Annotated in this window: 9 protein-coding genes and 1 pseudogene; 6 read left to right on the forward strand and 4 right to left on the reverse strand. The window is 47.7% G+C overall.

The window, feature by feature from the left end; translation table 11 throughout:
- Positions 1 to 9: 9 nt before the first annotated feature.
- Positions 10 to 825 (reverse strand): geranylgeranylglycerol-phosphate geranylgeranyltransferase, encoded by an 816-nt coding sequence (locus U5R06_21925; protein MDZ7725403.1) that lies wholly within the window; start codon positions 823 to 825, stop codon positions 10 to 12.
- Positions 826 to 1,212: 387 nt separating this feature from the next.
- Here U5R06_21925 and U5R06_21930 point away from each other — a divergent pair, with 387 nt between their 5' ends.
- The 6 genes and pseudogenes from U5R06_21930 (at position 1,213) to ppk1 (ending at position 8,658) form a co-directional block, all read left to right on the forward strand.
- Positions 1,213 to 1,449: a PAS domain-containing protein gene (locus tag U5R06_21930; GenBank protein MDZ7725404.1), complete on the forward strand. Its 237-nt coding sequence runs from the start codon at positions 1,213 to 1,215 to the stop codon at positions 1,447 to 1,449.
- A 103-nt stretch (positions 1,450 to 1,552) separates the two neighbouring features.
- Positions 1,553 to 3,124, forward strand: a complete 1,572-nt coding sequence (locus tag U5R06_21935) for an ATP-binding protein (protein ID MDZ7725405.1) — start codon at positions 1,553 to 1,555, stop codon at positions 3,122 to 3,124.
- Between the two features lie 7 nt (positions 3,125 to 3,131).
- Positions 3,132 to 4,544: a sigma-54 dependent transcriptional regulator gene (locus U5R06_21940; GenBank protein ID MDZ7725406.1), complete on the forward strand. Its 1,413-nt coding sequence runs from the start codon at positions 3,132 to 3,134 to the stop codon at positions 4,542 to 4,544.
- A 1-nt stretch (position 4,545) separates the two neighbouring features.
- Positions 4,546 to 5,193, forward strand: coding sequence for an HAD family hydrolase (locus U5R06_21945; protein ID MDZ7725407.1), 648 nt, complete (start codon positions 4,546 to 4,548; stop codon positions 5,191 to 5,193).
- A 93-nt stretch (positions 5,194 to 5,286) separates the two neighbouring features.
- Positions 5,287 to 6,548: pseudogene (locus U5R06_21950) on the forward strand (glycosyltransferase).
- A gap of 46 nt (positions 6,549 to 6,594) precedes the next feature.
- A complete protein-coding gene (gene ppk1 / locus U5R06_21955) occupies positions 6,595 to 8,658 on the forward strand; it encodes a polyphosphate kinase 1 (GenBank protein MDZ7725408.1) in 2,064 nt (687 codons plus the stop codon).
- A gap of 12 nt (positions 8,659 to 8,670) precedes the next feature.
- Here the strand turns inward: ppk1 and U5R06_21960 are convergent, their stop codons facing one another.
- From U5R06_21960 to U5R06_21970, 3 genes are all read right to left on the reverse strand, one after another.
- Positions 8,671 to 9,627, reverse strand: a complete 957-nt coding sequence (locus U5R06_21960; GenBank protein ID MDZ7725409.1) for a hypothetical protein — start codon at positions 9,625 to 9,627, stop codon at positions 8,671 to 8,673.
- A 294-nt stretch (positions 9,628 to 9,921) separates the two neighbouring features.
- Positions 9,922 to 11,292: a hypothetical protein gene (locus tag U5R06_21965; GenBank protein ID MDZ7725410.1), complete on the reverse strand. Its 1,371-nt coding sequence runs from the start codon at positions 11,290 to 11,292 to the stop codon at positions 9,922 to 9,924.
- 96 nt (positions 11,293 to 11,388) lie between these two features.
- Positions 11,389 to 12,705, reverse strand: a complete 1,317-nt coding sequence (locus U5R06_21970; GenBank protein ID MDZ7725411.1) for a FlgD immunoglobulin-like domain containing protein — start codon at positions 12,703 to 12,705, stop codon at positions 11,389 to 11,391.
- Positions 12,706 to 12,710 lie beyond the last annotated feature (5 nt).

A 12,710-nucleotide genomic window follows, 5' to 3' on the forward strand; every position in this document is an offset into this window, starting at 1 on the left:
ATATCGCAGCTAATATCGCCCCACGTAAAGCGCCAGCAATCCGATGAGCATATCCGCTTTGAGCAGTTTGCTGACAAACCGCATTTTCCTGACGGTCGGCTCCAGCCAGATGCAAACTACCGTGTAAATCAAGACTGTATACACCCCAACCAGTAAAATCCAGAAATAATACCGGTTATACAATTCCGTTACAAAAGGGACCAGAGTCAGGCCGACCAGCAGCGTCAAAAGAAGGGTCACCAGCCACTGACCCGGTCGAATACCGTAAACCACTGCGAGGGTATTCGCCTGGCCCTGCCGGTCTCCTTTTTGATCTTCGATATCTTTGATGATCTCGCGGGCAAAATGCATGCAAAAAGCAAACAATGCGGGATAAAGCGCATATTCAGGGTGACCTACGGCGAGGCCCCCGTAAATAAATGCAAACGCTGTCGCAAGGCTTACAACAAAATTGCCACATAACACCATTCTTTTCAAATACGCACTGTACAAATACAGCAAAACAGAGAAAACAGCAGCAATGAGTACCGCAATAAACCCAATATAAAAAGCGCATGCAACTCCTGAAACAAATAAACATCCTGAAAATATTTTTGCTTCCCGCACTCCCAACAGATGACGCGGTAGCGGCCGCAGGGGTTTGTTCACCCGATCGATTTCAATATCAAAGACATCATTTACCGTATTCGCCGCAGCTGTGATTAACGCGCCTGACACACAGGCAGCCAGTACGGCAGAGAGCGGCTGCAGGGGGCCGGCGAGTACAGCGCCCACACCAATGGCCACAAAACTTATAACCACGTTCAGCGGCCGGGTTATTTCCAAATATCCTGAAAATTTCAATGTATTGATACGATTCTTTCCCATTGACTGGGTTTAATATAGAACAGATATACAGAAAAATCAAGCGTTAAAAGCATGACATTCGTTCTCTTTCGCTTTTTTTGCAAAAAATAACATGTAATATTGTTATACCAAAAATATAACGTTTTGCAACAAACTCTTTTTTAATTACACAGAAACTTTTTATCTTTTAGACCATACAAATAATGATTTACAATTCAGTTAACAGGAAGAACAATCAAAAACAAGAACACTGACATAAAATCCCAGGCAGAATGCTTCACTGCGGCTGAAGCTTCGCAAATCAGCGAACAGCTGTTAAATGTACTGTCTGATTATATTTATACGGTTCGCATAAAAGACAACAAAGTGATCGATACCGTCCATGGTAAAGGCTGTCTTGCTGTGACCGGTTATGCGCATACAGAGTATGATAAAGAACCGGAACTTTGGTTTCGTATGGTTCATCGTGATGACCGGGAGGCTGTGACCGAACAAGCCACAAAAGCGAGAAAAGGTATCGATGTTCCGCCGCTTGAACACCGGATCATCCATAAAAACGGGGAGGTGAAATGGATTCCGCAATACGATTGTACTTCTCCGTAACGATCAGGATGAGGTTTATGCTTATAACGGTCTGATTCATGATATCACAGAACAAAAGCTTTCAGATCTCTCTCTGCGCCAAAGTGAAGCGCGCTACCGTTCTCTGACAGAAGATGTACTGGAAAGTACCCGGGTGGCCATTTCCATTCTGGATGCAGAGTCCAGGTATATTTGGATCAACCGCGCATTTACTCAGTTTTTCAATATCTCCCGCAATGCGGTCATTGGAAAAAGCCATCACTCAATTTCAGAACAGATTTTCCGGGATCGCGTGGCTCATCCGTACGAATTTTTCCAATTTTCCCGGAACAGCTTTCAACAACAGTCACCTTCTGAGCGCTTTATGGTGCACATACTGCCTGAGGATGATCTGGAAGAACGGTATGTAGAGTACTGGACGTCTCCCATCAAGCACGGGTTGTACAAAGGCGGACGCATCGAACAGTTTACCGACGTTACCGAACTCAAGATCATTCTGGATGATCTCATGGAGAGCGAGCGCCGGCAAAAACAGCTTTTGCACCATCTGACGGATTATACCTTTACGGTCAAATTAAGAGACGACAAACCGGTATTTACGCATCACAGTCAGGGCTGTCTTTCAGTGACCGGATACGAACCGGAAGACTTTATCCTCAATCCGGACCTCTGGTTCAAAATTATCCACAAGGAAGATGAGAACACTGTTCAGCAGCATTTGCAGCAGATTTTAGGAGGAGACAAAACACAAGAATTCGAGCATCGAATACTCCGCAAAGACGGCGATACCCGCTGGGTCAAAACCACAATCGTCCCGGACCATGACGAATCGGCGCGCTTTCAGTCCGCAGACGGGCTCGTCAGTGACATCACAGCGCTCAAGGAAGCAGAACATCGCGACACTATCCGCCAGCGTCAATTGATTCAGGCGGACAAACTGGCCACGCTCGGCATTCTGGTCTCCGGTGTGGCGCATGAAATCAACAATCCCAACAATTTCATCTCTTTAAACGCCAGTATGATCGGCAAAGTCTGGCGCAGCCTTCAGCCCATTCTTGAAGAATATCAGACCGAACACGGGGATTTTCTCATTGCCAACATGTCCTATGAATCCGCCAAAGACAAAATTATCGATCTATTGAACGGCATCACCAAAGGCTCGGAACGCATTGCAAAAATTGTAAAAAGCCTCAAGGATTATGCACGTCAAGACAAAGACACCCTGAATGAGGTTGTGGATATTAACAAGGCGCTGGACGAAGCAATTGTCATTGTCAACAATATGATCAAAAAATCCACCCAGTCATTCCGGGTTGAATATAATAACAATAATCCCAGGGTGCGAGGAAATTTTCAAAAACTGGAACAGGTGTTCATCAATCTAATCAGCAATGCATGCGATTCTTTAAAACACACTCCAAAAGAACTGTTCATCCAGTCCTCCATAGATACAGACCAACATAACATTTGTGTGAAAATCTATGATTCCGGAATCGGAATCCCACAAACGGATATGGAGCATATTTTTGATCCGTTTTTCACGACCAAACGCAGCAGCGGCGGAACCGGTCTCGGTTTGTCTATTGCTTATGGTATCATCAAAGATCACGGTGGAGACCTGTCTCTGGAATCAGCTCCCCATGTGGGTACCACGGCTACGGTCACACTGCCGGCTGCAAACAAATCGGAACCATAGGTGCATTATGACAAAAAGAGACCCGCTTTTGCCTATATTATTGATTGATGATGAAAAGGATTTTTTAATCAGCGCGGAATTCACACTGAATTCTCACGGATTCAGCCATATCAAAACCATCAGCGACCCGCGTCAGGTTGAGCCGCTGCTCGAGACAACAGACGTTTCGGTGATTGTCCTGGACCTCACCATGCCGCACATTACCGGACAGGAACTGCTGCCCCAAATCGTTGAAAAACATCCGGATATTCCGGTCATTGTCATCACAGCGCTGAATGAGGTGGAAACCGCTGTGCAGACCATGAAACACGGCGCATTTGATTATATATTAAAACCGGTTAATGAAACCAATATGGTTTCCACGATCAAACGCGCACTGGAAGTCAATCAGATCCGCGACGAAAACACCCGGCTGAAAAAAGTGCTGCTTTCCGGTTCCCTGGAACACCCCGAGGCCTTTGATTTCATCATTTCGCAGAATTCAAAAATGTATTCTCTCTTTCAGTATATCGAGGCGATTGCGCCAACACCGCTGCCCATACTGATCACCGGTGAAACCGGCACCGGTAAAGAACTCATCGCCCGCGCGATCCACCGGCTCAGCGGTGTGGAGGGCGAGTTTGTTGCGGAAAACGTGGCCGGTCTGGACGACCAACTGTTTTCCGACACCCTGTTCGGGCATGCCAGGGGAGCATTCACAGGTGCGGACAAGCAACGCCAGGGACTCGTGGAACGAGCGGCCGGCGGCACGTTATTCCTGGATGAAATCGGCGATCTGCGCATCGAATCGCAGGTTAAATTGCTGCGACTGCTGCAGGAACGCAGTTATTATCCCCTGGGATCGGACGTGCCCCAATTAACAGACACCCGGATCATCGTGGCGACATTAAGAGATTTAACAGACCGTGTTCGACAGGAACTTTTTCGCAAGGATCTGTACTACCGTCTGCAGGCGCATCATATCGCCTTGCCGACCTTGCGCGAACGCAAGGACGATATTCCACTGCTCATTGATCATTTTATCCATAAAGCCGCCAAAGAGCTGGACAAAACGCCGCCCGCCTATCCGCCGGAACTGATCACTCTGCTGAAAACCTATCATTTCCCGGGTAATATCCGGGAACTCGAAGGAATGATCTTTGACGCAGTCAGCCGTCACAAGTCAGGTGTGCTTTCCATGGAATCCTTTCGGATGAAACTCTCGGTGGATCAGAAACAGCAGCCACTAAGACCGGAGCCGAAACAGCAGACCATCAGTTTCGGCGATCCCTTTCCCACATTGAAAGAAACAGAAGAACAATTGGTGGAAGAGGCCCTGAAGCGCAGCAATGGCAACCAGACCATTGCCGCCGGTATGCTCGGCATCTCCCGTAGAGCGCTAAACAATCGATTACAAAGAGCCAAACACAAGAATCCCTGATATGAAACCTTTATACAAACACGTGATCTGGGACTGGAACGGCACCCTGATCAATGATATGTGGTTATGTGTGGATATTCTGAATCCGCTGCTGCGGAAATACGGACAGCCGCCTATCACACAATCATTTTATTTAGAACACTTTGATTTTCCGGTTCGGGATTTTTATGAACGCGCGGGATTTGACTTTACACATGTGCCTTTTGAAATTGTGGGCACGGAATGGATGACTATTTACCGAAATCGTTGCAAAGAATGCAGTCTGCACGAACAGGCCCGCAACACTCTGAATTCCATCAAACGCAAGGGTCTGGGACAATCGATCGTGTCCGCGTCTGATATAAGCTTGTTGTCCGAATCTTTGCAGTATTTTGATGTTCACGCCTATTTCCAAAAAATATCCGGTTTGGACAATCATTACGCTGAAGGTAAAGTTGATATTGCCCGGCATCATATTCAAGAGCTGGGTATGGCGCCGGAAAACGTCCTGTTTGTAGGTGATACACTGCATGATTTTCAGGTCGCCGGGGCAATCGGAGTCGATTGCCTCTTGTTTTCAGGCGGTCACCATGCAAAAGTTAAACTGCAGCAAAGTAAAATCAGAATCATTGATTCATTGTCCGAGATCTGTAAAATCCTTGAATGTTAGCAAGTTTCTTTTTATCTTTTATAATGTTATGTTTTCTATTGTATTTAATAAAATCGACGATCTTGATCGTTTGAACCGCAACACGAGGAGTATATGAAATTTCAACCGCAAATCATCACGATTGATGACTATGAAAAGCATGTGGGCAAGGAAACCATTGAGCGCATTAAGGACAAAGCTGAAAGCCTGCAGGGCCTGCATGTCAGCAATGTAAACTCGACCTATTACGGCGGCGGGGTTTCCGTATTGCTGACGTCTCTCACCCTGCTCATGAACAGCCTTGGAATCAAAACAGGATGGCGCATCATCCAGGGCTCTCCTGACTTTTTCGGAATCACCAAAAAAATGCACAATGCGCTGCAGGGCGGTGACTGAATTTTTCCGAAATGAAAAAAGAAATATATGAAGATGTGATTTACGAAAACATGATCCGAAATCACCTGGACCATGATTTCGTTGTCATTCATGATCCCCAGCCGCTGCTGCTGATCAACCATTACCGAAAACGCGGACCCTGGATCTGGAGATGTCATATCGATCTTTCCAATCCTCACGAAGAATTATGGGATTACCTGCGTCCCTCGGTTGAAAAATACGACGGTGTGATCGTCTCTTCAGAAGATTATCAGCAAAAACTGGACACACCACAGGTTGTTTTCATGCCGGCAATCGATCCATTTTCTATTTTGAACCGAGATCTTACGGAAGAGGAAGTTGATGAACGTCTGAAACATTATGATATTCCCACTGATTTACCGCTTGTCACGCAAGTTTCCCGCTTTGATACCTGGAAAGATCCGCAGGGGGTAATTGATGCCCTTAAAAAGGCCCGCAAAGAGGTGCCCTGCACACTGGTATTATTGGGCAATGTGGCCACAGACGACCCGGAGGGTGTGGAAGTTTACCAATCTTTGCTGGATCAACAGGAGGAACGTATTTTGATCATGAGCCACGAGGATACCGCACTGGTCAATGCACTGCAGCGGAAATCACGCGTGGTTTTACAGAAATCTCTGCGCGAGGGGTTTGGACTCACAGTCGCCGAGGCCATGTGGAAAGGAACGCCGGTAATCGGCGGTAATGTGGGCGGCATCCGCTATCAAATCGAGGATGGTGAAAACGGATATCTGGTATCCTCCGTGGATGAAGCGGCGGACCGTATCGTGACTCTGCTCAAGGATGAAAAACTGGCGCGTGATATGGGGTGCCAGGCCCGGGAAAGCGTGCGCGAAAACTTTTTACTCAGCCGTTATCTTGAACAGTATCTGGACCTGTTCAACTCGTTTGAACCTAATTTTCAGCTGACGAACGGCGTATTCGGCAAAAAAAGAAATTCGGATTGTTTTAATGCATAGGGATCGGAGCATTTGATCGAACGATCCGATCGGGATTGAGGATGATTTGAAAACACAGATTCGAAACAAAGAATTAAGCTGGCTGTCTTTCAATGAACGCCTGATTCAAGAGGCGGATAAAAAAGACGTCCCCGTTATAGAACGCATCAAATTCCTGGGTATCTATTCCAACAACCTTGATGAATTTTTCAGAGTCCGTGTGGCCATTCTAAAACGGCTCGCGATGTTGGGAAAATTCACAAAGGCGGAAGGCAATGATCCGCGGGAAATGATAAAACTCGTCGAAAAACGGGTCAAAGAACTTGGTATACGGTTCAGCCGGGTGTATAACAATATTCTTCAAACCCTGGAAAGAGAAAATATATTCATCATCAACGAAAAACAACTGAACCGGGAGCAGAAAAACTATGTGGAGAAATATTTCTTTCAGACCATCCGCCCCCGGATCAATCCGCTTATTCTTAAAAAAAATATTCCTTTACCGGATCTAAAAGATGAAGCGTTTTATCTGGGAATCATGATTGTCCAAAAAGGCGGTTTGAAAAATATTTATTCATTGATCGAAGTACCGACGGATATATTGCCGCGCTTCATCGATCTGCCCTGCAAAAAGGACGAGATTTATATTATGATGCTGGAAGATGTGATTCGAGAACATCTTGAAAATATTTTCTACATGTTCGATTTAAAATCAGTTCAGGCCTTTACCTTCAAGCTCACCCGGGACGCCGAACTGGATGTGAACGATGACGTGGACAAAAGCTATCTGAAAACGGTCGAAGAGAGCCTGGAACAGCGCAAGATGGCCTTTCCTGTGCGTCTGGTCTATGATGCACAAATGCCGTCAAAGCTTTTGAATATTCTGGAAGAAAAGCTCGGTTACGGGCCAAACGACACCAAAATTGCGGGAGGACGCTATCACAACTCTAAGGATTTTGTAAACTTTCCAAAACTAAAAAAAGAAAATTTATTATACGCTCCTCTGCCCCCGATCACGCATGCCGATCTTCACCGGGGAACCTATATCCAGGGTGTGATCAAGGAGAAGGATATTCTACTGCATTTTCCGTATCAGACATTCAATCACTTTGTCGATCTACTGCGCGAAGCGGCGATCGATGCGGATGTTACGGAAATCAAGATCACCGCCTACCGGCTTGCCAAACGATCCAGTGTGATCAGTGCACTGGTCAATGCCGCGCGTAATGGTAAAAAAGTGACCGTGATCATGGAACTGCGCGCCCGATTTGATGAGCAAAACAACATCCAATGGAGTGAAGAACTGCGCAAGGAAGGTGTTCGGGTCATTTACGGCATCGAAGGATTCAAGGTTCACGCCAAACTCGTTCAGATCACCCGGCAGGAACACGGCAAACGCATCCACCTGGCATGCATCGGAACCGGTAATTTTAACGAAGACACCACCGGTACATTCAGCGATCACCTGCTGTGCACCGGTCGGCAGGAAATCACACGAGAAGTAGCGCACGTGTTCGAGTTTTTCGAACGCAATTACAAGGTGCGCCGCTACCGGCATATTTTGATGTCGCCGTTTTTTATGCGCAACCGCATCGTGCGCCTGATTAACCAGGAAATCCGCAATGCTCAGGCCGGACTCCCTGCGCATATTTATATTAAACTGAACAATCTTGTCGACGGCCCGCTCATCCGCAAACTGTACCAAGCCAGGAAAAAGGGGGTTGATGTCAAGCTGAATGTGCGTGGTATGTTCTCTCTGTATCCGACCTTTGACGGCAAAAGCAACACGATTCCTTCAATAGGACTCATAGACCGGTTTCTTGAGCATTCACGCATGATGTTTTTCGGCAACAATGGAGATGAAAAAATATTCATCATGTCCGCTGATCTGATGACCCGGAACCTGGACCGCCGTGTAGAAGTCGGGGTACCGATTCAGGAGCCGGAGATCAAAAAAGAACTGCGCACCCTGTGGGATTACCAGTGGAGGGATACCTATGCTGCACGTATACTGGACAACCAGCTGAGCAATGAGCTGGTTACGTCGCCGGACGGCACAAAATTTCGTTCACAAGTCGAGTTTTACCATTATCTGAAAAGCCGGCATGGTGGCACGCTGAAACCCTTCTAAATTTTTCTTTCTTTACAGACAGTACGTTCTGCAGACCGTACTGTCTGTCTGATTTTGCACCTGCGTATTGATTTGTATGGATTCACGATCAGCTTGAAACCAAACATTCACCTGGCCACCCGGCACCCGGCATTCGACTTTTCTCCCGGAGTGAACCCGACTGCCGCGCATCATATCATACCCGTTCATGCACATCCCGGTATTCCGCAGCACCGTATCGTTTAACCTGAGCGTAAAACTCCCTGATACAGCATCGATTTCATACGGAAAAGGAAACGGGTCAGCGAGTTCAACCTCACCTTTTACAGGACTCATACGATACAACCCCGACCCGTGGGCCGGCAGTTCCCGGGTAAATGACTCAGAGTACACTCCCAGGTCGGTATCCGTCCACAAATCCTGAACCTGATACCGCCCCTCGAGAAATTCAAAAGTTACCGTCTGCGGTTCGTCTGTGACATTAAACAACGCCAGATAATGATTCCGTGAATCGGGGATATCCGCAAACCAGATGCGCTGCCCGGGAACCTCACCGGAATAACCGTGATAGATCTGCCGGTTGTTCTCACTGTTTTTTTGCACCTCCAGCACAGCAGAATTGCGCAGTAAATCAAACGTCTCCTTGGAAGACGTTAAAAAATCCCCGCCCCACATCAACGGGGAACGCGCCATGCACCACAGGGTCATAATGCTTTTCTGTTCCTCAAGGGTGAAATGAGTCTCTCGACGCTCTTCCGGGATATGCACTTTTAGCTGTCCCAGCGGCAGCATGTCGGCATCCGGCCAGCTGCCGTCTCCGATGAACGGCGACCAGTGGTGTGCCAATTCAAAGACACGCTCCACATCGTCCCATTCATCCCAGACATCAATGGAGATGCGCCACATATCCGCGTGCTGCTGCCGATGATCCGCAAAAGAAATCTGCGCCTCGCCGCAGGGCAGCAGCTCTTCCGCCAGGACGTCAACCAAATCGCGAAAGCGGTTTTCATAGATACATCCCCTGTAGGAATCTTAGCTGTTCCAGCCCATAGGCGGCGTTGGCGCATGTTGCGCCAACATAGTGCAGGCGGCGATCATCAAAAACAGCAGTGACAGTGTCAGTCTCATTTTCATGATTTTTCCTCGTTTTGGTGAATATTTTATGTGTACGTACACATTTTAGATTAATATTAAAGAACAGTCATGACTGTTCTTTAATTCTTCACCCTCCGCTCTAAATAATAACAAGAATTTCAATAACAAGCAACCTTTAACTTGCAAGACTTATTGCGCACTGCGGGACGGTTTGAAATTCGTTAACAAACTGTCAAATGAAATAGCGCCCAGCTTTAAAAGATCGATTTGATAGACCTGTTCATTATAGGAAATCGCCTCTTCCAAAACATATATATCCGCTCCCCGGCTTGTATAGGACTCGATCTGTTCCCTGTCGGATATAGAATCAACAAAAATCTTTTCATCATCCGCAGGGTCATCGGTCATTACTTGAATTTGAGGCAGCAGCGAACCCGTAACCATGACAGCCGGTCCTTTTAGTTTATTTACAGCAGCAATGATACAAGTAATCCGATGGGTCTGATCAGTGCGTTTAAAATGATCCTGGATAACGGGGCCGGTCCATTCAATGCCTGAACGGTCCACAGACACCAAAAAGGGTGACAGCAGCAGTGCAATTGCAAGGCCAAGAGTGTAACGGGACCGCATGATGAGATTGACCCCCAGGATCATAAACGGCACCACGGGGATCAAATATCCGGCTTCATGCGGTAAACGCAGAAAGACAGCAAAATAAATGACCACGGTCGTCAGACACAACAGGATACCGCTGCGTTTTTCCAGGTCATGCCAGGACATCCTGACAATCTGACGATTGAACAGTGCCAAAGCAAACATTAAAAGCAGGCCTGCAGCGCCCCAGACCCCCCAAACCCATAGTACAGAACGTCCAAGCAGCGTCGCAAGCGACGGGTATCCCGGAATGTCATAAAAATTCAGAAATCCAATGCCATAATGCACAAACACCGGAATATAACACAGAACGCCTGTAATTAACGCTAATCCTGCGAGAGACAACAATCGAACATAGCTTTTATTTGCATATATGATGAAAAGCCAGATTGCAAGGGGCAGCAGCATGGCCGCCGAGGTCATTCGACAGCCGACGGCAAGCCCCAGACAGAGTCCGGCAAGCACAGGGCGATCCTTCAAAACCAGATAAACAGCGGCCAGCACAAACGCCAGAGCCCACATATAATCCATACTGTTGACACTGTTAATATAGACCACAGGGGTCAGAGCAAAGGCAATTCCCCAGAGAAAAATCCGCTTGATGTGGAAAAAACGCAAAATGAGTACAAAAAACAGGCAGGCCATACTGCTGAATACTGCAGTCAGACCGTTCACCACAACCGGAGCCGACGTGCCGATCCACGACAGCAGGTATTCCTGCAGCGGATAACCGGGCAGCCGGGACAGTGTATAATCGCCGGTTTCCGCAATATTCCGGGCCGCACGCACGACGCGCCAGGCATCCGAATCCAAGCCATAACCGGGTGTGAGCCATGGTATTCGCGTTAACAGGACAAATAAAAAAAATAGAATGAGCTTAACCCGTTGAAAAGCCCCAAATCGCATTGATTTTCCGCTTATTTTTTCAGCAACCGGTACATTAAAGACATCAATTTTCGTGCTGCAGCCATACAGGCAGCAGCACGAAAGTATAGTAATATTTTATCGAATGTGCAACATTTTATGCGTTTCATCCAAACAGATTTTTCCGCCTGATGTTTCTTTGACGGTGATTCTGTAAAGATAGACACCGCTGGCCACACGCCTGCCGAATTGATTGCGGCTGTCCCAGACGATCCGGTGCGAACCGGCCGGCATTGGTCCGGAAACCAGGGTGCGCACATGTTGACCCAGGAGATTATAGATCGCCAGACTAACCTTTGACGATCGCGCCAAATCATATTGGATCACTGTTTCCGGATTAAACGGATTCGGATAATTCGCATAACATCTAAATCCATCCGGGAGTTCTGCATTCTGCCCGACTCCTACAGGAGCGCCCCCTGCAGATTCTGTTAACACAGACAGGGAATTTGCCGCATACACCGGTTGACCGGGAGATTCAAATTCAGCCAGAGCCTGCATTTCCACACCGCGACTCTTGTCATAGATCCTGAAAATCAGTGTATCCCCGGACAGCATACCGTCTGTTTCATCGGTCATGGGATTGTCTCCCCACACGGTCAAAGCGGCATTGCTTTCATTCCAGACCTCGGAACCGCAGCAAACTCCACCGGTATTGAACACAGCAATTTCGTCACCGGTTTGCAGTTCTTCACCTGCCGCATCGCAGGGATGAATCGCGGCCGGGATGATGACGGTGGCATTTTCACCGGTATAGAACACCGAACTGTAATAAACACTGTCTGAAGCAAATGCGCGTTTACCCAGCCTGCCGGCCGGGAATTCAAACGAACCGGTATCGCCCACGCACACCCAATAGGCTTCTCCCGGACGCATCATACCGATTTCATTGATGCCCATATCCGGGATCCAGAGCTGCCCGCTGCTGTTTTTCATCGCCCAGATTTTGTCAGCCAAACCGGCCAGGGCTTCTTCAACAGGAACCGGTTGATTGGGCAGAAATCCGATCAGTCCCCAATCCCCGGGAAGAATCCCTTCCATTCTGCGCGTCGGCATGCATTTAAATAAACCGCTGAGCAGCAAACGCATGGACGGATCAATAACATCCGGTGACACACCCCAGCCGCCGGGACTAAAAATACCCCAGCCGCCGGGACCGAATATGGAATTGCTGTCCGGTTTGCCGACATTGACGGGCAGGGTTGGATCCAGAGGAGTACCGGTGATCTGAAATTGACCGTTGCGTTTTGACAATAGCTGATAGCCCTGTACGGGATTGATTCTTTGAATCTCATCGATCCCATACTCCGGCAGATAGACCTGACCGGCTCCGTTTTTCAGCATGATAACGGGAGAATTTGGCCGAGTATTGGCAAGAGATTGCCTGACAGGCATAACCT

It is taken from the genome of candidate division KSB1 bacterium (assembly GCA_034521575.1).
In the GTDB taxonomy this organism is placed as follows: domain Bacteria; phylum Zhuqueibacterota; class Zhuqueibacteria; order Residuimicrobiales; family Krinioviventaceae; genus JAXHMJ01.